Annotated in this window: 21 protein-coding genes and 1 pseudogene; 12 read left to right on the forward strand and 10 right to left on the reverse strand. The window is 66.4% G+C overall.

Going from position 1 to position 20,520, the window contains the following annotated elements:
- Positions 1-32 precede the first annotated feature (32 nt).
- Genes EV653_RS15230 through EV653_RS15250 form a run of 5 tightly spaced genes read right to left on the reverse strand, consistent with a single transcriptional unit; the run spans position 33 to position 5,379 of the window.
- Entirely contained in the window at positions 33-1,103 is a 1,071-nt protein-coding gene (locus EV653_RS15230; protein WP_134103272.1) for a LacI family DNA-binding transcriptional regulator, read from the reverse strand.
- A 43-nt stretch (positions 1,104-1,146) separates the two neighbouring features.
- The gene (locus tag EV653_RS15235; protein ID WP_134103275.1) at positions 1,147-2,154 is read right to left on the reverse strand and encodes a hydroxyacid dehydrogenase; all 1,008 of its coding nucleotides are present in this window, start codon (positions 2,152-2,154) and stop codon (positions 1,147-1,149) included.
- Between the two features lie 26 nt (positions 2,155-2,180).
- On the reverse strand, positions 2,181-3,077 hold the full coding sequence (locus EV653_RS15240; RefSeq protein ID WP_134103277.1) for a carbohydrate ABC transporter permease: 897 nt from the start codon (positions 3,075-3,077) through the stop codon (positions 2,181-2,183).
- The gene (locus EV653_RS15245) at positions 3,074-4,039 is read right to left on the reverse strand and encodes a carbohydrate ABC transporter permease (protein WP_134103280.1); all 966 of its coding nucleotides are present in this window, start codon (positions 4,037-4,039) and stop codon (positions 3,074-3,076) included. The genes EV653_RS15240 and EV653_RS15245 overlap by 4 nt, the downstream gene beginning before the upstream one ends.
- Before the next feature lie 26 nt (positions 4,040-4,065).
- A complete protein-coding gene (locus EV653_RS15250; RefSeq protein ID WP_134103283.1) occupies positions 4,066-5,379 on the reverse strand; it encodes an ABC transporter substrate-binding protein in 1,314 nt (437 codons plus the stop codon).
- Positions 5,380-5,621: 242 nt separating this feature from the next.
- Here EV653_RS15250 and EV653_RS15255 point away from each other — a divergent pair, with 242 nt between their 5' ends.
- Entirely contained in the window at positions 5,622-9,065 is a 3,444-nt protein-coding gene (locus EV653_RS15255; RefSeq protein ID WP_134103285.1) for a putative Ig domain-containing protein, read from the forward strand.
- A gap of 357 nt (positions 9,066-9,422) precedes the next feature.
- Here EV653_RS15255 and EV653_RS15260 read toward each other — a convergent pair whose 3' ends face one another.
- Positions 9,423-10,559: an ABC transporter substrate-binding protein gene (locus EV653_RS15260; RefSeq protein ID WP_202871607.1), complete on the reverse strand. Its 1,137-nt coding sequence runs from the start codon at positions 10,557-10,559 to the stop codon at positions 9,423-9,425.
- 90 nt (positions 10,560-10,649) lie between these two features.
- Here EV653_RS15260 and EV653_RS15265 point away from each other — a divergent pair, with 90 nt between their 5' ends.
- Positions 10,650-11,144 carry a MarR family winged helix-turn-helix transcriptional regulator gene (locus EV653_RS15265; RefSeq protein ID WP_202871608.1) on the forward strand — a complete coding sequence of 165 codons (495 nt, stop codon included), beginning with the start codon at positions 10,650-10,652 and terminating at the stop codon, positions 11,142-11,144.
- A 235-nt stretch (positions 11,145-11,379) separates the two neighbouring features.
- Positions 11,380-12,366 (forward strand): L-threonylcarbamoyladenylate synthase, encoded by a 987-nt coding sequence (locus EV653_RS15270; RefSeq protein WP_134103288.1) that lies wholly within the window; start codon positions 11,380-11,382, stop codon positions 12,364-12,366.
- A gap of 6 nt (positions 12,367-12,372) precedes the next feature.
- On the opposite strand, the gene EV653_RS15275 is transcribed toward EV653_RS15270, so the two are convergent.
- Positions 12,373-13,008: a carbonic anhydrase gene (locus EV653_RS15275; protein ID WP_134103291.1), complete on the reverse strand. Its 636-nt coding sequence runs from the start codon at positions 13,006-13,008 to the stop codon at positions 12,373-12,375.
- A gap of 175 nt (positions 13,009-13,183) precedes the next feature.
- Between EV653_RS15275 and EV653_RS15280 the strand changes: the two genes are divergently transcribed.
- Positions 13,184-13,855, forward strand: coding sequence for a fasciclin domain-containing protein (locus EV653_RS15280; protein WP_134103294.1), 672 nt, complete (start codon positions 13,184-13,186; stop codon positions 13,853-13,855).
- Positions 13,856-14,036: 181 nt separating this feature from the next.
- Entirely contained in the window at positions 14,037-14,213 is a 177-nt protein-coding gene (locus EV653_RS41680; protein ID WP_202871698.1) for a hypothetical protein, read from the forward strand.
- Positions 14,214-14,228: 15 nt separating this feature from the next.
- On the opposite strand, the pseudogene EV653_RS42710 reads toward EV653_RS41680, so the two are convergent.
- Positions 14,229-14,360, reverse strand: a pseudogene (locus tag EV653_RS42710) (hypothetical protein); the annotation flags it as partial.
- A 74-nt stretch (positions 14,361-14,434) separates the two neighbouring features.
- Here EV653_RS42710 and EV653_RS15295 point away from each other — a divergent pair.
- The 5 genes from EV653_RS15295 to EV653_RS15310 all read left to right on the forward strand — a co-directional run bounded on the left by EV653_RS15295 (position 14,435) and on the right by EV653_RS15310 (position 18,282).
- Entirely contained in the window at positions 14,435-16,084 is a 1,650-nt protein-coding gene (locus EV653_RS15295) for a molybdopterin-dependent oxidoreductase (RefSeq protein WP_238159745.1), read from the forward strand.
- A gap of 182 nt (positions 16,085-16,266) precedes the next feature.
- Complete coding sequence (locus EV653_RS42485; protein WP_255510739.1) at positions 16,267-16,389, forward strand: hypothetical protein; 123 nt, start codon at positions 16,267-16,269, stop codon at positions 16,387-16,389.
- Positions 16,386-16,607 (forward strand): hypothetical protein, encoded by a 222-nt coding sequence (locus EV653_RS15300; protein WP_134103297.1) that lies wholly within the window; start codon positions 16,386-16,388, stop codon positions 16,605-16,607. Before EV653_RS42485 ends, EV653_RS15300 begins: the two co-directional genes overlap by 4 nt.
- Before the next feature lie 422 nt (positions 16,608-17,029).
- Positions 17,030-17,932 (forward strand): MBL fold metallo-hydrolase, encoded by a 903-nt coding sequence (locus tag EV653_RS15305; protein WP_134103300.1) that lies wholly within the window; start codon positions 17,030-17,032, stop codon positions 17,930-17,932.
- A 95-nt stretch (positions 17,933-18,027) separates the two neighbouring features.
- Complete coding sequence (locus EV653_RS15310; RefSeq protein ID WP_134103303.1) at positions 18,028-18,282, forward strand: hypothetical protein; 255 nt, start codon at positions 18,028-18,030, stop codon at positions 18,280-18,282.
- Here the strand turns inward: EV653_RS15310 and EV653_RS15315 are convergent.
- Positions 18,267-18,668 carry a winged helix-turn-helix transcriptional regulator gene (locus EV653_RS15315; RefSeq protein ID WP_134103306.1) on the reverse strand — a complete coding sequence of 134 codons (402 nt, stop codon included), beginning with the start codon at positions 18,666-18,668 and terminating at the stop codon, positions 18,267-18,269. The two genes, EV653_RS15310 and EV653_RS15315, sit on opposite strands and share 16 nt — an antisense overlap.
- A 130-nt stretch (positions 18,669-18,798) precedes the next feature.
- Between EV653_RS15315 and EV653_RS15320 the strand changes: the two genes are divergently transcribed.
- On the forward strand, positions 18,799-19,233 hold the full coding sequence (locus EV653_RS15320; RefSeq protein WP_134103309.1) for a luciferase domain-containing protein: 435 nt from the start codon (positions 18,799-18,801) through the stop codon (positions 19,231-19,233).
- An 8-nt stretch (positions 19,234-19,241) separates the two neighbouring features.
- Positions 19,242-20,159 (forward strand): NADP-dependent oxidoreductase, encoded by a 918-nt coding sequence (locus tag EV653_RS15325; protein ID WP_134104291.1) that lies wholly within the window; start codon positions 19,242-19,244, stop codon positions 20,157-20,159.
- Between the two features lie 7 nt (positions 20,160-20,166).
- On the opposite strand, the gene EV653_RS15330 is transcribed toward EV653_RS15325, so the two are convergent.
- Complete coding sequence (locus EV653_RS15330) at positions 20,167-20,370, reverse strand: hypothetical protein (protein WP_134103312.1); 204 nt, start codon at positions 20,368-20,370, stop codon at positions 20,167-20,169.
- Positions 20,371-20,520: the final 150 nt, after the last annotated feature.

The following is a 20,520-nucleotide window of genomic DNA, read 5'->3' on the forward strand; positions in this document are numbered from 1 at the left end:
CCGCCGGCAAGGGTGGACGAAGAACGGCTGTTTCAACGCCTTGCCGGCTTTGGGAGCGGGCCGGCGGAATCGCGGATGACCACGTGGACGCCCATCACGGTGTGCTGACTCATGGCGTGCCGGTCGCGGTTGAGCGCGTGGCGTACGGCGGTCCGGCCGAGTTCTTCGTAGTCCACGTGGACCGTGGTCAACATGGGTGTGAGATCGGTGGCCAGTGGGATGTCGTCGTACCCGACCACGGAGATGTCCTCGGGTACTCGGAGGCCGGCTTCGCGTAGCGCGACCAGCACTCCGCTCGCCACGACGTCGGTTGCGGCGAAGATGGCGGTGAACTTGCGGCCGGCGGCGAGGAGATCCCGGGTGGCGCGGTATCCGGATTGGCGGTCGAAGGTGATCGCGACTGCCTGCTGCGACGGCGCCGACAGCTGGTGTGCTTGATGCGCGCGCTCGAAGCCGCGGAGGCGTCCGTCAATGGTGGTGTGGCCGGGTTCGCCGGCACCCATGAACACGATGTCGCGATGCCCGAGGGAGATGAGGTAGCTGGTGATGGCGTAGGCGCCGCCTTCGTTGTCGTACTCGACGACTGTCGCGGGTACGTCGGGGCCTAGCGGCGGACGGCCGCACAGCACCAGGCGGGAGCCGGATTTGTCCAGGGCCCGGGCGATCTGGGTCATCCGCTCGAGGTAGGTTCGGCTGTTGGTGCCGCCGCCGACCAGGACCACCGCCTCGGCCTGCTGCTCGCGCATCAGTTCGATGAGTTCGAGCTCGCGTTCGGGATCGCCGTGTGTGGTGCAGACCAGGCACAGCCGGCCCTCGGCCGTGGCCTGCTGTTCGACGCCTTGACCTACGTACGCGAAGGAGGGGCCGACCAGGTCATGGACGATGAAGGCCACGGTCTTGGTACCGCCGCCGCCCAGGGCCCGGGCCTGGGCGTTGATGACGTAGTCGAGTTCGCGGACTGCCTTCATCACGCGTGCGCGTGTCGCGGTCGAGACAGGATAGTTGCCGGCGAGCACCCGGGAGACGGTGGTGGCGGACACGCCGGACGAAGCTGCAACGTCCTTGACTGTTGGGCGGTCCCCGGATGCCGGTTGTCGTGCCACCAAGGCCCCTTTCGGAGGTGCTGGAATTGTGGTCCACGATAGATCAGGCGACCCGGTCCAGATCAGAGGCCGCGATCGCGTGCGCGAACGGGCGGCCGTCGAGGATGCGTTCGAGTTCCCCGATGATGCAGTCGCCCATGCGGGCAAGTTCGTTGCCGTGCGAGCCCGCGATGTGCGGTGTCAGGAAGACGTTGGGCAGCTCCCAGAGTGGGGAGCCGGCCGGCTGCGGCTCAGGCTCGGTCACGTCGAGTACGGCGTACAACCGACTGGCCTCGAGGTGCCCGATCAGCGCATCGGTGTCGACGAGACTGCCGCGGGCGGTGTTGATCAGAGTCGCTCCGTCCCGCATCAGCGTGAGCTGTTCGGCTCCGACGAGGCGATCGGTCTGCGGATTCGCCGGAGCATGCACGCTGACGACGTCGCTGATGCGCAGCAACGTGTCCAGATCGACCAGCCGTACGCCGAGCTCGCCGGCGGTGGCAGCGTCGACGTACGGGTCGAACATGCACACTTCCAGATCGAACGGACGGAGCAGTTCGATGACGCGCCGACCGATCCGGGAGGCGCCGATCACTCCGATCGTCCGGCCGTAGTTCCCCACGCCTCGCCGTACTTCGGCCAGGGTGAAGTGTCTGGTGGCGTGGTACTGGTCGCGGAGACGGAAGACGTCCTTGCCGGCGAACAGGATCGCGGCAACGGTGTACTCGGCCACCGGTACGGCGTTCGCCGCGGCGGCTGAGGTGATCGCCAGACCGCGTTCCCAGCATGCCGGAGACAAGAGGGCCTTGACCGAGCCCGCAGTGTGCAGGATCGCCCGCAGCTGCGGTGCCGCGTCGAGGACGTCCGCGGTGATCGGTGGGCAGCCCCATCCGGTGATCAGGAACTCGGTCGAGGCCAGGGCGGCTCGGATGTCATCGGTGTCGAACCGCTCGGCGACGACGGTCTGGTCGACTCGCACTAGTCGCTGCAGCCGGTGCATGGACCGTGGTGGGTACAGGTCCGGCAGATGCTGTGCACCGAGGGCGAAAAGTGCCGCGGGGCGGTCGGCCACGGGCTCCTCCGTTCATGAGTGGAAAGCTATTTCAGGCTGCCGAGCGTGATGCCGGAGCGCCAGTACCGCTGCATGGACAGCATCAGGGCGACGATCGGGATGAGTGAGACGATCGCGCCGACGATGACCAGTCCGGTCAGGTCGACGGAGCGGTCCATCTTGATGTTCAGCCAGGAGTACAGGCCGAGCATGACGGTCCATTTCTGTTCGCCGCGCAGGAACACCAGCGGACCGAAGAACGAGTTCCACGAGCCGACGAACCCGAGCAGGAAGATGGTCGCCGAGCCGGTTGTCATCAACCGGGCGCCGATGGTGAAGAAGGCACGGTACTCGCCGGCGCCGTCCACCCGGGCCGCTTCGAGCAGCTCGGGCGGAATGGCGCCTTCGGCGTACACCTTGGCCAGGTAGACGGAGAACGCGCTGAAGAAGTGCGGCACGATGATCGCCCAGGGCGTGTCGACGATGTGCAACCGGGTGTAGAGCAGGAACGACGGGATGGTCAGCAGGGCGCCGGGGATCAGGAATGAGGCGATGATGCAGCCCATCAGGATGCCGCGGCCGCGGAACTGATACATGGCCAGGGCGTAGCCGCAGGCCACGCAGAGGACGGTCATACCGACGGTGCCGGCGACGCCGTAGACGAGAGTGTTGGCCAGCCAGCGCAGGAAGATGCCGTCGTGGTAGGTGAAGAGGTCGCGGGTGTTGTCGAAGAGGTGGAAGTCGGCGAACCACAGGCCGTTGGTGGTGTAGAGGTCGCGCTGGCTCTTCGTCGCGGAGACGATCAGGAACCACACGGGGGCGATCGAGTAGATGAGGAACAGGACGAGGCCCGTCCAAACCAGGGTCCTGGAGAGCCGGGACGGATGGTGGCCGGCCGGCAGGTCGTCGTCGTACCGGCGTGCGCGGGCATCAGTCGTTGTCATCTGGGGGCCCTGTTCGTCAGTTTGTAGAAGGTCGCCGAGACCAGGCCGACCACGAGCGCGAGCACGATCGACAGCGCCGCGGCGTAGTTGAAGTCGCCGACCGCGAAGGCCTGGTTGTAGATGGTCATGATCGGGGTGAAGTCCTTGGTGACGGTCTCCGGTGTCATCGAGCGGAACAGCAGCGGCTCGCTGAAGATCTGCAGGGTTCCGATGATGCCGAGAACGCTCACCAGGACGAGCGATCGCCGGACGTAGGGCACCTTGATCGACCAGGCGATGCGCCACTCGGACGCGCCGTCGACGCGCGCGCTGTCGAAGATGTCGCGCGGCACGGCCTGCAGAGCGCCGTACACGATCAGCATGTTGAAGCCGATGCTGCCCCACGCCATCAGGTTGCCGACCGACACCCAGATCAACTCGCTGCTGTAGAAGTTCGCGTTGATCCCGAACAGCTTGAAGAACGGCGTGAGCGGACCGACGGCAGGGCTGTAGAGATAGATCCAGATCAAGGTGGCGACGATGCCCGGGCTCATGTATGGCACGAGCATCGCGATCCGGAGTTTCCCGGCGACCCGGCGGCGGACTGAGTCGAGCAACAACGCCAGGGCGAGGCTGGTGGCCTGGATCAGCGGGATGACGACGATCGCGAACAGCGCGACGCGCCACAGGCTGCCCCAGAACTTCACGTCGTGCAGCGCGCGGTCGAAGTTCTCGAACCCACTGAAGCTGACGGTCTTTTCGCCGAAGCCGAGTCCGGAGCTCTTCGAGCTGTAGAGGCTCTTACTCAGCGCCATGATCACCGGAACCACTGTGAAGACCACAAATCCCGCGAAGAACGGCACCGTGAACGACGCGCCCTTCAGTTCGACCGTACGTCGCCATCGCCGGCCGGGGGCATCGACGGCCCCGCTCTGCTCCGCCGCCGGTGGAGCCAACGGGTTCTGCTTCAGATCCAGGGACATCCGCACTCCTTCTCGCCGTGGACGGGTCAGCTCGCGACGTTGACGCCCTTGGCCTTCAGATCGTCGACGGTGAACTTCTGCATGTTCTCGAGCAGTTGCCGGAAGGTGATCTTCTTGGTCACCGCCTGCGCCCACTGGTCCTGCAGCTCTTTGAAGACGCCCGTGTAGTTCGGGCCGACCACCCAGTTGTCCACTCCGGACCGGGAGGCCTTGAGGATGACCGGCTTCGCCTCCGACCGGTGGCTGCCGAACAGCTTCTGCGGCACCGCGGCATCGACCCACGGCGACGGATCGGGCATCGCGCCCGGCCAGGCGTAGGAGCCGGTGGCCTTGTCGAAGGTGGCGTCGACCCCGTCCTTGGTGGTGTTCATCCAGATGCCCACCTCGCTGGCTTCCTTGAGGTGCTGACATCCCTTCGGCACGAGCAACGCGCCCCCGTGAGCCGGGGTGGCGAACTTCGTCGCGCCGGCGAACTGCGGCAGGTCGACCGGCTGCCAGTTGCCGATGGTCTTCTTGAAGTTCAACTCGTAGTTGGTCAGCTGCCAGGTAGAGGTCGGCAGCGAGACCATCTTGCCCTGGTCGAAGTAGGCGATCAGGGCCGGCCGGTCCTGATAAGTCTGATTGGCGACCAGGTCGTTGTCGACCAACTGCTGAAGAATGTTGGCAGAGGCAACGGACTCGGGCGACAGGAAGTCGACCTTCCACGCATCGTCCTGCGCCGAGTACCAGGTCCCGCCGGCCTGCGTGACCAGGTTGACGAGCGTGCTCGGGTCCTCACCGGCCAGATTCATCACCTGGACGCCGTGCGGCTTGAGCGCCTTCCCGGCCGCGATCACGTCGTCCCAGGTCTTCGGCACCGGTACGCCGTACTTGTCGTAGGCCGCGCGGTTGACCATCATGAACGTCGGCCCGGTGCCCGTCGGGATGCCGTAGTACCTGCCCTGCACCTGCGCGCCCTTGAGCGAGGCCGGGTAGAACTTGCTCTCCGCGGGCTTCAGGTAGTCGGTCACGTCAGCGAGCAGGCCCTCCGCCAGCAGGGCCGGCACGTCACCGAAATTCTGCGCCAGGCAAGGGATCGCGCTGCCGGCCGCGACCGCGTTGCGCAGACCGGTCGCGGTGGTCGGAAGGTCAGCCTGCTTCACGAGCTTGACCTTGATGTCGGTGTGGGTGGCGTTGAACTTGTCCACCACCGGCTGGGCGTCCGCCCAGGCCCAGTACTCGATCTCGACCGGGCCGGAGGCGGATGTCTTGCCGGTGTCGCTACTGCTGCAGGCGACCGTGGTGGCGGCCAGGCACAGGGCGAGGCCGGCCAGCACGGCGCGACGGCTGTTTCTGGGCATGCGCGTATCTCCCGGGGTGGGCTAGGGGATCTGGGCTGGTGATACCTCTATAGTTAACGATTTCTATGCAAGCTAGGAGAAGAACTTGTTGCCGTCAAGGCCTTGTGCTCTTGCCGCGCGCTCCAGATGATGCCTAGCGTAGAAATCGGTAACTATGACGTTCGCTGAGCGGCTCTCGCTGCGGCACGTCGTGCCTCACCCGCATTTCTCCTGCCACCGCCTCAGGAAAGAAGGTGCTGTCTGTGTATCCAACTCCAGCCGCTGCGCGGGGCCGGGTCCGGCGACTCGGCGCGTTCAGCGCAGCTCTCGTGCTCGTCACCGGACTCCTCTTCGCGGTGGCCCGACCGGCCGCCGCCCGCGACCTGGGCGGGTGTGCCCTGTCGTTCCAGTCCGCGGTCAGCCCACAAGGATTCGTACATCCCGGCGTCGGGCTCACCCAGCCGATCCTCGAGAACGCCCGCCGGCAGATCGCCGCCGGCGCCGAACCGTGGACCTCGTCATACCAAGCGATGCGGCAGTCGTCAGCGGCCGGTACGGCCGTGACATCGTCCAACCGCAGCAGCGGGGACCCGACAAAGCCTGCCTCCGACGCATTCAACAGCCAAGGCTTCAACGGCCGCTTCATCGCCGACGGATTGAAGTCCTACACCCAGGCAGTTCTCTACGTGCTCACCGGTGACGAGGTCTACCGCAAGAACGCGCTGGACATCATTCGCATCTGGGAGCAGATGGACCCGGCCAAGTACGAGTACTTCACCGACGCGCATATCCACACCGGAATCCCGATGAACCGGATGGTGTCCGCGGCCGACCTGTTGCGCTACACGTCGTGCGCCGACGAGGCGTACCCGTGGACCGACGCGGACACGCAGGCGTTCACCCGTAACCTCGTCACCCCGGTCATCGAGACGTTCCAGAACGACAACAACCACTTCATGAACCAGCACAGCTACCCGCTGATGGGCGCGATGGCCGGTGCGATCTTCATGGACGACACCGCCCTCTACAAGCGGTCCGTCGAGTGGTTCACCGTGAACGCCACCGCGCAGGACCAGGGCTTCAACGGCTCGATCGCGCGGCTGTTCCGCTGGGTCGACCACAACGACAAGACCGGCGAGCCGATCAAGGACCCGCACGTCCAGCATGCCGAGATGGGCCGCGACCAGGCCCACGGCGGCGGTGACCTCACCAACGCCGTGATCATTTCCCGGATGCTGCTCGCCCAGGGCACGAAGGTCGACCCCGTGGCCGGCACCGTCTCAGATGCCCCGAACGCGGTCGGACCCTACGAGTTCCTCAACAACCGGATCCTCGCCACCGCCGACTACTTCTGGCGGTTCATGCTCGGCTACGACACCCCGTGGACCCCGATGGCGTACGCGATCTCGCCGGACGGCACGATCCGCGACACCTACAACCACATCGCCGACGGCTACCGCGGCCGGTATGTCACGGCGAGCTTCTGGGAGATCTACTACTACTACAAGTTCACGCTCGGCAAGGACGTCAAGACGATGGCGCCCTACTACGCCGAGGCCTATGCCAAACGCCCTGGCCCGCTGTACTCGCGCGGCGGTGTGATAGGCAACTACTGGGACGGCGTCGACGGCGGCGGCGACTCGTGGCTGTTCGCGCCGGCTGTGGCGGCGGGTGAGTCGACCCGGCCGCTGGGCAACAACCCAAATCTCTACCAGGTCGAGGACCGGTACACCCGCCTCGCAGGGGAGGTCGAGGTCCGCGACGGGTACGTAAGCATGTCCTCCGGCTCGAAGATCGCCTATCTCAACGGTGCGACCGACCGGCCGAAGCTGGGCTTCCTCGTCCGCACCACTGGTGACGCGGTAATGCACCTGCACACCGCCAGGAACGGACGCACCCTGAAACGCGACTATCCCGTGATCGTGCCGAACACCGGCGGTAAGTGGCGCTATGTCACGACCGACGGACCTATGGACGACATTCTGTTCATCGAGGTCGAGGGCGCCACTGTCGACATCGATCACATCAACATCAACGCCGCGGCCGAGCTGACCGGACCGGTCTTTCCCGCCGCCGCGGCCGATCGCGTGGTCGGCTGGGTCGGTGCCGACGCCACCGTCGACCTGGCGGCGACGGCCGCGAACGGCACGACCTACACCGCGAGCGGGCTTCCCAAGGGTGCCGTGCTCGACCCAGGGACCGGCGTCCTCACCTGGAAGCCGACCCGAGCCGGTACCTGGACGGTCACCGTCGCTGCCGACGACGGCACCACCATGGCGGCCCGCCGCGTCGCCCTCACCGCGGCTGGTGACCGCACGAGTGCCTTGATGCTCGCCGAGCGCGGGTACAACCAGCGGACCGTGTACGAGTCCGCGACGAAGGATGCCTACGGCAACGCCGTCGGCGCCGCGGACAAGCTGCGGACGAAGGGTTCGGACAGCGAGTACCTGGTCGCGCTGACCGACCTGGTCGGGGCGGTCGACGGACTGCGCCCGCTCTCGCCGACGATCGCGCTGGACGGCAGCCTCGATTACCCGGGCCTCGTCGCCTCGTCCACCACGGGCGACCGGATCGTCAACCTGGTCGACGGCGACGAACAGACCGGCACCGTCTATCCCCAAGCCGTCAACCTCTCGCACACCTTCGACTTCGGTCCGGACTACCGGGTGTCCGCCACGAAGTTCGGCTTCCAGAGCAACATCTTCGCCGACCGGCTCGCCAACTCGGCCGTGTTCGGCTCCAACGACGGGGTCACCTGGGTCCGTCTCACCCCCGGGGTCACAGCGTTCACGCAGGACTACAACACGCTCGACGTCGCCAAGGATCTCCAGGACGACCAGTTCCGGTACCTGAAGATCCAGATGATCAAACAGTTGCCGGACGTGCTCTACGGGATCGTGCGCGGCGTGTTCGAGATGACCGAGTTCCACATCTACGGCCAACGGCACGAGATCGGCAACCTGGTGAAGTCGACCTCGATCACGTCCGCACAGGCCATCGCGGGCAAGATCATGACAGGCGACACCGTCGACGTCGCAGTCACCACGAAGAAGCCACTCCAGCAGGTGACCGTCACCGTCCAGGGCGTAACGGCGAAGGCGAGTTCGGCGGACGGAATCAACTGGAGCGCCTCGGCCAAGCTCGACAACGTTGCTGCCGGCAACATACAGGTCGCGGTCGACTACCTCAATGCCGACGGCAAGGCCGGCCCGACCGCATACGGAACGACCGACGGATCGAAGCTCTACATCGCGGGCGACCCCGCACACTACATCGACGTTGCCAAGGTCGCTACCGTCACCGCCTCAGACAAGCAGTGGCCCGGCACCGGACTGGGCGCCGACAAGGTCGGCTACCTGCTCTTCGACCGCAACCCCGATACGTACGGCGACCTGAACAGCGGACCGGGCGCCTACTACACCCTCGACTTCGGCTCGCACGCGACCGTACAACCCGAGGAAGTGCTGTTCCTGCCGCGGGCCACCCACCCGCAGCGGGCCAACGGTACGGTCGTCCAAGGATCGACCGACGGCCAGACCTGGACCGATCTGACCACCTCGCTGACCGGAGCAGTGGCGAACACCTGGAGCGACCAGCGGACCTCGGGTGCGAACCACTACCGATACCTGCGCATCTACAACGCCACGAGCTGGTTCGGCGACCTGTCCGAGGTCGAGCTCTACGGCGACCTCAAGAACGACGCCTGACACCAGCCAGCTCGTCCTCACACCACACGCAACAAAGCCCAGGTCGCCTCCCGGCGACCTGGGCCGTCGCGTAGCGCCGGGCAGACCAGGCACCGCCGATCGGAGACGCCTGCGTCGGGTCTGCATGTTCAGCCGGACCTCGCCGCAGGAGCTATTGGCGTACATGAGCGTGCCTACGCCGAGCTTGTCGTAGCCGCCGCTGGCTGTACTGACCAGGCACGTCGGTCGAGATTGTGTGACGACACGAGGTGAATGTGTTTGATGGGTGAAGACCTCCCGGCGTGGAGTGGAGCTGTCTAAGAACCGCTCCAACGACCAGGAGGCCTTCGCGTCTCACGCTAACGCTGCCTTGACTCCTCAGAACTTGCCGGGGGTCAATCCGAGGGTGTTGGTCGGGTCGGCCGGGTCCGGACCGACGACCTGGCCGACGTAGAGCTGCACCCGCGAGCGGAACCGCTCCACCGCGTCCCGGTCGCTCATGAACGACTGAAACCCGGCCACATCGGTCTGGTGATACGTGGCCAGCGGCCGCAGCCCGGCCGGTGGGGCGACGTCCTTGCGCACCGACCAGGTCCACGGAGCGATCAGTTGTTGCTGGGCCGTCCGGGACGTCAGCCAGCTCAGGAACAGCTTCGCGGCGGCCTTGTGCGGAGCGTTCTTGAAGATCGCCCCGTGCTGCACCCAGCTGTTGAACGGGTCGTTCGCCGGGAAGATCATGGTCGCGTTCGGCGTCGGATCGCCCGCCGTGCCGAGCGTCGCCAGGTAGTCCCCGGCCGCCACGGGTCCGGCCGAAAACGGCGTGCCGCGCACGAATGCGGGGTTCTGTGCGACCAGGGAACGCAGCCAGGTCCAACCGTACTTGTCGACGGTCAGCTTGAAGTCGTAAAGGACGGCGTCGTCATCGTTCGGGTACGTGAAGATCAGCTTCTTCTTGAATTCCGGCTTCAGTAGATCGGCCGCGGTGAACGCCGACGGATCCGACCCGGCCTCCTTGGTGTTCACCATGTCGGCGAAAGCGCCGTAGAACACGCCGGTCCAGTAGCCCTGCGAGTCCTTGGCGTTGTCGAAGACCTCGTCGGAGCCGATGGGCCGGTACTTCAGCAACTGGCCGGCGCTCTTCCAGCGGTCGAAGTCCTGCACGGTCTGCAGCACGGCCACGTCAGCCACTTGGTCGTGGGTGGCGATCTGGTTGTCGATCCGAGCGTCGTGGATCTTGCTCAGATCGGTGACCAGATGGATTTTGACGCCGGGGAACTGCGCGGCGAACGCCTTGGCGATGAAATCCCACTGTCCCGGCTTGTCGCCGCCCATGTAGACGGTCACTTCGCCGCCATCGGCCTCAGCCTGGCGGTAGAGCGCCTGCAACTTTGCCTGCTCGCCCGACGCGCCGGCCGTGGCCTTCGTGCTCGCATCGGCGATGGCGTAGCTCGCGCTTGCCCCCAGCGCCACGACGGCCGCCATCAGCGCGGTGCCGGCCTTCCCGGTGAACCTCATAACGCCTCCCAAGAGTTTGAACTCTCAAACATTCGGCTCGACCATAACCCGCTTTGTTTGAGAGTTCAAACGTTCCGGTATGCTTGTCTGGTGAGCGACACCCCCTGGCTCTCCGAGGAGGAGATGCGCGCCTGGCTGGCATACATCGACCTTTCAACGCTGCTGGGCGACTACCTGGAGCGGCAGCTGCAACGGGACGCCGGCCTGTCACACGCGACGTACAACCTGCTCAGCCGGTTGTCCGTGGCCCCCGACCGGTCGCTGCGGATGAGCGAACTCGCCGAGCACCTGAAGGTCACCCGCAGCCGGCTCTCGCACGCACTGTCGGCGCTGGAAAAACGCGGCTGGGCGCGACGCACCGACGACCCGACGGACCAGCGCGGCCAACTCGCAGTGCTCACCGACGAAGGCTTCGCCGTCCTCGCCGCCGCAGCCGCCGGTCACGTCGCGGCTGCGCGCCGGGCGATGTTCGACCACCTCACGCCTGACCAGGTCCGCCAGTTCGCAGAGATCGGCGAGGCCATCATCAAGGGTCTCACCCACGAGGACGACTATCAGGCTGAGCTCCCCTGGCGGCGCAGATAGCGCGTGAGGCCACCGCGTACGGGATGCAGCACCTGCTGTCCCGGGTCGGGAGCTGGAGCCGCCCGCACGACGCGACCTGCCACCTCCCATTCGGAGCGGTCCCACCTGCGGCCTGGTTCGACGTCTGTGCAGTCAACGGCGCACTGTGGGGCCACAGGCAACTAACCTGCGACCACGAGGGAGCGGAATTGAGACGTCAGAAGAGATGGCGGCGTGGCGGCACGGGAATGAGAGCATGTCGGGCGTGACAGTCCGAATCAGTGACATCGAGCAGGCAGCCGAGGTGCTGCGTGGCGGCGGTTTGGTCGCCCTCCCGACCGAGACCGTCTACGGTCTGGGAGCCAATGCCGAGGACCCCGTTGCCGTCGCACGTATCTTCTCGGTGAAGGGCCGTCCGCCCTCGCATCCGCTGATCGTCCATATCGGCGGCGCGGAGTCTCTCGAGGCTTGGGTTGAAGACGTACCTGCGCCCGCGCGCGAGCTGGCCGAACGATTCTGGCCCGGGCCATTGACGCTGGTCCTGAGGCGTGGCCGAAGGGTGCCACTCGAAGCAACAGGTGGCTTGGAGACGGTGGCCATACGGGTGCCGAACCACCCTGTCGCTCTAGCGCTGCTTTCGGCGTTCGGTGGTGGTATCGCCGCGCCTTCGGCGAACCGTTTCGGCTCAGTCAGCCCGACTACCGCGAACCACGTCAGGAGCGAACTCGGCGACGCTGTCGACTTCGTGCTCGACGGCGGACCCTGCACGGTTGGCGTTGAGTCGACAATCGTTGACGCCACGGGTGAGATCCCGAGCGTGCTGCGGCCCGGAGGGGCGACCCGAGAGGACCTCGAGGCGGTCCTCGGACGCCCACTCGCGGTGCACTCGACCAGCCAGGTTCGGGTGCCTGGCCAGCATCCATCGCATTACGCGCCGAAGGCGCGGGTCGTCCTAGTCGCTCCTGAGAAGGTCATTGCCGAGGCCGAGCTCGCGCAGGAGCTCGGTCACCAGGTGGGAGTCATGGTTCCGCCAACCTCGTCGAACACGGCGGTCAACGCTCACGTCGTCGTGGCAGTTCCAGGTTCGATGGCCGCCTACGCGCACGAACTCTATGGCTTCTTGCGCGAATTCGATCAGCGAGGTTGCGATCTCGTCATCGCGTCCTTGCCTGTCGAGGAAGGGCTCGGACTCGCGATCGCCAATCGGCTCCGCCGCGCCGCGGGACCGCGTGCCTCAGCGTGATCCGGGTCACGACCTGGCCGCAACCTCCAGCCCTCGCGCGGCTACCAACTGGGCGCTCCCATCGGCCAACCGGTAGCACAGCCCCACGACTGCGGTGTCGCCCGTGGCGACGCGATCGGCAAGCACCCGGGAACGATCCAGGAGTAGGTCAACCGTGTGCTTGATGTGCTCGGCCAGGATCTCATCGGGCTCCACGCGACCCGCGGCACGAGCTGCCAGCACGCTCGGCGTCACCCGCTCGACCACGTCGCGAACATATCCGGTGGGCGGCAGACCGTCCGCGAGCGCAGCGCACGCCGCCGCCACCGCGCCACATGAATCGTGGCCGAGCACGATCACCAGCGGGCAATCCAGAACGTCCACGCCATACTCGATGCTGCCCAGCACCTCCGGCCCGATCACATGGCCCGCAGTGCGGACGACGAACAGGTCACCCAGGCCGCGGTCGAAGATGATCTCGGCGGCCAGGCGTGAGTCGGAGCATCCGAACAGTACGGCGAACGGGCGCTGCCCCGGCGCGATCTCAGCGCGACGCGTCGCATCCTGATTCGGGTGCTCAGGTGCGCCGGCGACGAAGCGCTCGTTGCCTGCCAGCAGCAACTCGAAAGCATCCTGAGGTTGCGGATCTTCGACCTCTGCCATGCCCAGATCCTAGGTCAACGACCACGATCACCGCGCAGCCTGCCCTTCGGGTAAGCGCCGGACGGCACGCAATTGTTTGTTCCGCGTGGGACCCATCCGGCGCCAGTACCGCGCCGAAGTACCGATGTCAGCCGCGGAACGAGCCGTCGGCGTACATCGAAAGTGAGCCCTCGTCATGCCCAAGAAGATCGTTCGCGCCGGCCTCGCCGCGTCTGCTCTGGCCCTCGTCCTCGCGACGGCGGCCTGCGGCAGCAACGACGACAACTCCAGCGGTACTCCGGCCACCAGCTCCTCCTCGTCCGCTCCCGCAGACACTCCGAGCGCATCGTCGTCTGCATCCGCGGACAACATGTCCGATCTCGTCGGCCCCGGCTGCGCCGACTACGCCAAGGCCAACGCCACCGGCGCTGGTTCGATCGACGGCATGGCGGCTGCTCCGGTCGCGACCGCGGCTTCGGGCAACCCACTGCTGAAGACCCTGGTCGCAGCCGTCTCCGGCAAGCTCAACTCGAAGGTCGATCTCGTCTCGACTCTCAACGGCGGCGAATTCACTGTCTTCGCCCCGGTCGACACGGCGTTCGCGAAGATCCCGGCCGCCACCGTCAACACACTGAAGACCAACGACGCTCTCCTGACCAAGATCCTGACCTATCACGTGGTCTCCGGCCAGCTCGACCCGGCCGCCGTGGTCGGCAAGCACGCCACGGTGGAGAAGCAGGACCTCACCGTGACCGGCTCGGGCGACAGCCTGAAGGTCAACGGCGCCAACGTCATCTGCGGCGGCGTGAAGACCGCAAACGCCACCGTGTACCTGATCGACTCCGTACTGATGCCGCCGGCCGCCTGATCGAACGCACAGCCTCATGGACCTGGACCGGTGCCACCATCAGTTGCCGATGGCACCGGTCCGGTCGCCTCTCCTGGTAAGGCGATTCTCTCCGGCGGAGGACCGATCGTGACCGACCTCCCCCACTCCCCTGGCCTGGGGGACTCGCGGCCAGCGACCGACTGCAGAGCTCGACGAGCTGATGAACCGCGTCGCGAACGGGGACACGGCGGCCTTCAGCTCGCTGTACGACGTGACCGCGCCAGGCGTCTTCGGTCTCCTGCGCAATCCGGCGCAGTCCGAGGAAGTGTTGTGCTCGGGCTGCCACCTCGCGGACCTTATTCAGCAGGCGTGCCGCCGTACGGACGAACTCCGGTAGCCGATCGGGGCCGAAGGCAACGACTGCGACCAGACCTGTCACCAGAAATCCAGGGAATCCGATGTCGAACACAGCTGGCCCTTCTTCGCCGAGAGTTGTCTGGGTCGTTCGGGATCTGTTCCTTGAAAGACCGTTGAACAGGGTCATGACCAGCACGACGTGTACCAAGAGCTTCGGCGCCACGCACCCATCTGTTCGGTCCGTGGCGCCGAATACTGTTCATGTCAGTCATGTTGCGACGCCGGGTTCGTGCCGGCTTTGGTGGGCTTGTAGCTGCGGGGGCGGGGCTTGGTCTCGGCGAATTGGCCGCGGCGCTGGTCGGCGGCACGTCACCGGTGGTCGGGGTGGGGACGCAGCTGATCGACCTCGCGCCGGGTCCGGCCAAGGACTGGGCGGTGAAGAACCTCGGCACCGCCGACAAGCCGATTCTCGTTGGCGGCGTTCTGTTCGCGGTGGCGATCTTCGCTCTGCTGGCGGGGACCGTCGGCGCGTCCCGCCCACGCTTGGCGGTCGTCCTCACCATCGGCCTGGGTGTGCTGGCCATCCTGGCCGCCGCCACCGGGCGGACGCTCGCAACCAACCCTTTAACCCGGCTGCTGCCCGGTGTGGTGACTCTGATCGTCGCCACGGTCGGCATCGTCCTTATTCTCAGAGCCCTTGGTCCGCCGCCCTCGCCTCGGGCTGTCGGCAGCGCCGGCCCAGACGAGACCTCTACCGACGACGCGCGGCCTAGCAATCCACTTCGGCCAGGCCGCACGGACAGTGAGCCTGTTCCGACGGCCGGCGGGTCCGCAAGCGACGTACCTGGGTTCGATCGGCGGCGCTTTCTTGTCACGGCTCTGTCGATCGGCGCAGCCGGCGCGGCCGGGCTAGCGGTCTCGCGCCTTGTGCCTGGCGGCGTGGACGAGGCAACTCGTGCAGCGGTCAAGGTCCCAGCCCCTGGGAGTCCGGCACAGGCGCTGCCTGCCGGAGTGTCCGGAGACGTGGCAGGCGTGAGCCGGTTCTTCACCCCGAACAAGTCGTTCTACCGGGTCGACACGCTGCTGACGGTGCCGAAGGTCGATCCCCGGAACTGGGAGCTGCGCATCCACGGCATGGTCGACCGCGAGCTCCGGCTGAATCTTGCGGACCTGCTCGACCGGCACCTGATCGAGCGCGACATCACGCTGACCTGTGTGTCCAACGAGGTCGGCGGCCCGTACGTCGGGAATGCCCGCTGGATCGGCGTACCGATCGCCGAGATTCTCCGCGAGGCCGGAGTACAGGACGGCGCCGACGCGGTGAGGTCGACGAGCGTCGACGGGCTCACCATCGGCACACCGCTCACAGCCCTGACCGACGGACGTGACGCGATGTTCGCGGTCGCGATGAACGGCGAGCCGTTGCCGTTCGCGCACGGATTCCCGGTGCGGATGGTGGTACCAGGGCTGTACGGGTACGTCTCGGCGACCAAATGGATCGTCGACTTCGAGGTCACCCGGTTCGCCGACTTCAGCGCGTACTGGACCGATCGCGGCTGGTCTGTCGAGGCACCGATCAAGACCGCGTCGCGGATCGACGTACCCAAGGGCTTCGCCACCATCAAGGCCGGACCGGCCGTCGCGGCCGGCGTCGCCTGGGCGCAGCGCCGCGGCATCTCCAAGGTAGAGGTCCAGGTCGACGACGGCCCCTGGCGGCCCGCCAAGCTCGCAGCCGAGGACTCCATCGACACCTGGCGGCAGTGGACATTCCGCTGGAACGCAACACCCGGCAACCACAAACTCACCGTCCGCGCGACCGACGCCGAAGGACACCTTCAGACCGCCGATCGCGCTGCCCCACGACCGAACGGATCCAGCGGCCTGCACAACACGCTCGTGATGGTCGAGTAGAACTCGGCCATTCGGGAACTAGTAGCACGCGAGCCGGCACCGTAGCGACACCCGTGCGATGCCGATTCCCCTTAGCGCAGGACGTCGGGAGTTGACCAGGATTCGTCCTCCCGGCGTCCTGCTCCACGTTCCCGGAGCAGGGCCGACCCGTCCACCCGGGACGCAGTATCGAACGACTCGAAATGAGCTTCGATGTCGCTACCTACGCAACTACAGCCGAACGACTGCAGTGGGACGACCTCAACCTGCAACAGTTCCGCACCCAGCGACTCTCGCAGGAGCGCTGCAACGCGTGCGCGACATGAGCGATGTCGAGACGCAGACGGGCTGCTATCTGCGAGATCTCCTGGTCACCACCTCCACTGCACTCGACCAAGTCCTCGAGGTACACGACATACCCACCGGCCCCGAGCACACCCGTGCCCTCCGCAAACGCCTCGGCTGGCAGAACGGCCCTTTGCGCGGGCAAATCGGGCTCGAGCTCGACTTCGAAGTCGTCGACGTCTGGACGGATCACCGATGAGCGCAAGCTGGTAGAGCTTTGCTGCCGGGAGTACGACGTAGCTGGTACCCCAGACGCCGGTGCCGAACACCGCGCCGTACCGGCCCTGGGGCCTGGGGCTTGGGCGTTGATCCGGCGACGACGCCGTAGGCGGCACCGTTCGCGATCCTGCATCCCGAGTGCGTGATGTTGTTGACCAGGGCCGCCCGGCGGTCCGGCAGCTTGCTGGCAACGCCCCTCGAACAACCGTCTCGCTCGTTCCACCGCCACGCTTGTACTCCGCGTGCAGGAGCGCGTCCATCGCGGGGTCCCGATCGTGCCCGCGACCAGGACACGGGCGACGGCTCCCCTCGAACTACGCAGGGCCAGGGAATCACCCTGGCGCGAGCAGGGTCTCCGAAGAGGCATCGTCGAAGCCATCAATCGATGCGTAGGAGCGGATCATGACCAGCACGCAGCCGACGGAGGGCCTTGGGTACGACGTCTTCGTCAGCGAGGCACCGGCACAGCCGGGCACCCTGCCTAATGGAGCGCCGAGGAGCTTCTCCCCGATTGCAAGCACCCTGATCTACGGGCAGCAGAACGCCGTCTTGTCGGATCCCGGCTTCAACCCAGCTGTTGTGAAAGACCTGGGCGACTGGGTGGCCGGCAAGGGACGCGAGCTCACCGACATCTACATCACCCACGGGCACGGAGACCACTGGTTCGCAGCTCAACTCCTCGCCGACCGGTTCGGCGCGCGCATCGTCGCGTCCGAGGGGGTGATCCGGCAGATGTACGCGAGTGTCGCCGCGCGCCCGTTCCTGTGGGACAAGATGTACGACGACATTCCGGAAGCGCCGGTCACCGCGGTCCAGGTGCCCGGCAACCGCCTCATGCTGGAGGATCACGAACTCCACATTGTCGATGTCGGCCACGGCGACTCCGACGACTCGAGCGTCCTGCACGTCCCAGACCTCGAGCTGGTCATTGCCGGTGACGTGATCTACAACGGCGCGCACCAGTACGTCGGCGATGCGTTGGGGCCCGACGGTCTCGTGCCCTGGCGGGCAGCGATCGACAACGTCGAGGCACTCGCGCCGCGCTTGATCGTCTCCGGACACCAGAACCGGCTAGGTGACGACGATGCCGTCCGCCAGATCGCGGCCACCCGGCAGTATCTGGATGACGCCGAGGCCGCCCTGAAGACCGAGACCACTGCCCTTGGTTACTTCAACCGCCTCATCGAACTCCATCCCGACTACGCCGGACAGCTGATCCTCTGGGCCGGTGCTCGCGCGCAGTACGGCGTCCGCGAGCACCCGGACGAGGACAGAGGCAAGATTGTCGCCGGCGCATGGCTCTGATCGCGCCCGTTGCGGCAACCCGGCTCCAGCTGCGAGCCTGACGTAATTGCGCCGTTCACCGACCGGGCCGGGCGGGTGGGCGGCGCGGGTCCCTGGTGACGGCAGGGTGGGCACGGCAGATCGCGGACGGAGCCACCGATCTGCTCGCCTGCGCACCGGATGCCACCCGACTGCTGCTCGCCGCGGCCGGGCCGCGGTTCTACCCGTGCAGCCGCGTGGACGTGATCGTCATCGCACCCACCGGCCACGTGACCAACCTGCACCGCAACGCCGACCTCGCCTACCGCAGCATCACCGCACGGGCCGACCGCACCGTCGGAACTGCCAAGAAAGGTCAGTTGGTGTCATAACGGAGGCGCGACTCCGCGACATACTGCCGGTGCTTCTCGGCCCAGTCGATCAGTGCGCGGACCTGGCTGGAGAGAGTGGCTCCGACTGGCGTGAGGGTGTAGTCGACGCGAGGCGGCGAGGTCGGTGTGACGGTACGGTCGACCAGGCCGTCTCGCTCCAGGCTCCGCAACGTCAGGGTCAGCATGCGCTGAGAGATGCCGTCAACGGATCGCTGGAGCTCGGAGTACCGCTTCGACCCCGAGCCCAGTAGGTCCAGCACCAGCACACTCCACTTGTCTCCGGCCCGGTCCAGGATGTCGCGCAGCTGGCAGGTCGGGTGGCTGCCCCGGATCGGCTCGCGCACATTGGTGTTCGGTAGGCGGGTCAAACTGCCTTCTTCCGTCATGCAGCCAGCATCCACAAGACTTTCTGTACGCACAAGAAGTAACCAGCAGACAGAAAGGCCTGTAATGGTTGATCTCGATCTCGCGGCTCCGCCGGCTCGCCCTGGCCGCAGACCGGTCACCACCGGACGGATGATCCCTCACGACCAGCTGGAGCAGTTCTCTCCGCCGGAGATCAGGGCGGAGCTGATCGAGGCGGCGAAGTCGCTGCCTGGGGTGTTCACCGCCCGAAGTCAGGTGTCGGAACCGTCCTCTCTGGCACTCCGGCTTCACCATCCCGCCGGCCCCTGGGAGGCATTCCTTCACCCGAGCCAGGACGAGTTCGGACACATCCACCGGGTCGGATTCCTGCATCTCACGGTGCCACGCGCCCTGATTGCCCCGCTGGAGGAGGCGGGCTGGATCGAGCCACATCCGATCAGCCGCCGCCCCGAGTGGCCCGACACGATCGTGATGTTCTACGCCCCGCGCGACGCCACGGAGCTGGCCGTCGCCATCGCCGTCGTGTCGGCCTCTTGGCAGCAGGCGGTCAATGATTCCAGTCGATCCACCAGTTTCGGGAAGTGAGCAGACGAATGCGTGCAGTTGCGTTCTCCGAGTTCGGCGCGGACCCCGTTCTCACCGAAGTGCCAACCCCTGAGCCGCAGCCGGACGAGGTGCTCGTCCGGGTTCAGGCGTCGTCGGTCAACGGGTTCGACCTTGGAGTCCTCGGGGGCTACCTCCAGGGCGTGTACGAATACGAGTTTCCGGTTGTACTCGGCAAGGACTTCGCCGGCGTGGTGGCCGGGGTCGGAGCCGAGGTGACCAGCCTGGCGGTCGGTGACCGCGTGTTCGGTGTTGTGATGCGCCCGACGCTCGGCCTCGGTGGCTTCGCCGAGTATGTGGTGGCAAGTCCGAAGTACGGGCTGGCCCGGATGCCGGAGCAACTCGACCACGCGCGGGCCGGCGCGCTCGGACTCGCCGGGACCGCCGCACTCAACGCGGTGGACGCGATCGCGCCGAAAGAGGGCGAGATCGTTCTCGTGTCGGGGGCGACCGGCGGGGTCGGCGCGTACGCGATTCAGCTCGCGGCGGCTCGCGGGGCATTGGTCATCGCGACGGCGCAGCCCGGTCCACCGGCGGCCTTCGTCACCGGGCTCGGAGCCACCTGGGCTGTTGATCCGGCCGACCTCGCCGCCCAAGTGTCCGGCATTGCACCCAAGGGCGTGCAGGCAGCTCTTCATCTGGCCGGCGACGGACCGACCATCGCCGGGCTGATCGCTCCGGGCGGGCGGCTGGCATCGACCGTACATTTCACCCCCGATGGGCTGGATCTCGAGACCACGATCGTGATGGCCGACCCCAGTCCCGAGACGCTGGACCGGCTGGCGGCTGACGTCACCGAGCGCCGGTTGCACGTCCCGCTCGCTCACACGTATGCCTTCGCGCAGACCGGACAGGCGATCGTCGACTTCACCCGCGGAACCGTGGGCAAGCTGGCAGTAACCATCTGAGGTCGACTCAGCGGTGGGAGGCTTTCTCCAGCTGATGGTCCAGGACGCGCGTCAGCAGGTCGATGAACTGCTCGCGCTCGGACTTCGTCAAGGGTGCCAGCAGGTCGTCCTGGACCGCGGCCAGAAGCTTGTCGAGCCCGCGGAGGCGCTGGCGCCCTTGTTGGGTGATGGTCATGACGTTGCGGCGGCGGTCGGGAGGAGTCAGGGGCACGCCTCACCCGGCCGCCGCCGGTCGATTCGTTGATTACGCCGACCAGATCGCCGGTATTGGGCGTGTCGTGAGCACAGTTGGCTGGTTCGCCGACGGGATTTCGAGCGCTTCGCCGACGATCGTGATGAAGACAATCATGGACAACCGCCA

Origin of the sequence: Kribbella pratensis (assembly GCF_004365355.1) — a bacterium.
Lineage (GTDB): Bacteria > Actinomycetota > Actinomycetes > Propionibacteriales > Kribbellaceae > Kribbella.

Bases quoted from the DNA above. Each gene is read 5' to 3' on its own strand.
- EV653_RS15240 (WP_134103277.1), bottom strand. From the start codon at position 3,077: ATGACAACGACTGATGCCCGCGCACGCCGGTACGACGACGACCTGCCG.
- EV653_RS42485 (WP_255510739.1), top strand. From the start codon at position 16,267: ATGAGCTTCGATGTCGCTACCTACGCAACTACAGCCGAACGACTGCAG.
- EV653_RS15245 (WP_134103280.1), bottom strand. From the start codon at position 4,039: ATGTCCCTGGATCTGAAGCAGAACCCGTTGGCTCCACCGGCGGCGGAG.
- EV653_RS15270 (WP_134103288.1), top strand. From the start codon at position 11,380: ATGTCGGGCGTGACAGTCCGAATCAGTGACATCGAGCAGGCAGCCGAG.
- EV653_RS15295 (WP_238159745.1), top strand. From the start codon at position 14,435: ATGTCAGTCATGTTGCGACGCCGGGTTCGTGCCGGCTTTGGTGGGCTT.
- EV653_RS15260 (WP_202871607.1), bottom strand. From the start codon at position 10,559: ATGAGGTTCACCGGGAAGGCCGGCACCGCGCTGATGGCGGCCGTCGTG.
- EV653_RS41680 (WP_202871698.1), top strand. From the start codon at position 14,037: ATGAACCGCGTCGCGAACGGGGACACGGCGGCCTTCAGCTCGCTGTAC.
- EV653_RS15325 (WP_134104291.1), top strand. From the start codon at position 19,242: ATGCGTGCAGTTGCGTTCTCCGAGTTCGGCGCGGACCCCGTTCTCACC.
- EV653_RS15300 (WP_134103297.1), top strand. From the start codon at position 16,386: ATGAGCGATGTCGAGACGCAGACGGGCTGCTATCTGCGAGATCTCCTG.
- EV653_RS15305 (WP_134103300.1), top strand. From the start codon at position 17,030: ATGACCAGCACGCAGCCGACGGAGGGCCTTGGGTACGACGTCTTCGTC.
- EV653_RS15275 (WP_134103291.1), bottom strand. From the start codon at position 13,008: ATGGCAGAGGTCGAAGATCCGCAACCTCAGGATGCTTTCGAGTTGCTG.
- EV653_RS15280 (WP_134103294.1), top strand. From the start codon at position 13,184: ATGCCCAAGAAGATCGTTCGCGCCGGCCTCGCCGCGTCTGCTCTGGCC.
- EV653_RS15250 (WP_134103283.1), bottom strand. From the start codon at position 5,379: ATGCCCAGAAACAGCCGTCGCGCCGTGCTGGCCGGCCTCGCCCTGTGC.
- EV653_RS15320 (WP_134103309.1), top strand. From the start codon at position 18,799: ATGATCCCTCACGACCAGCTGGAGCAGTTCTCTCCGCCGGAGATCAGG.
- EV653_RS15315 (WP_134103306.1), bottom strand. From the start codon at position 18,668: ATGACGGAAGAAGGCAGTTTGACCCGCCTACCGAACACCAATGTGCGC.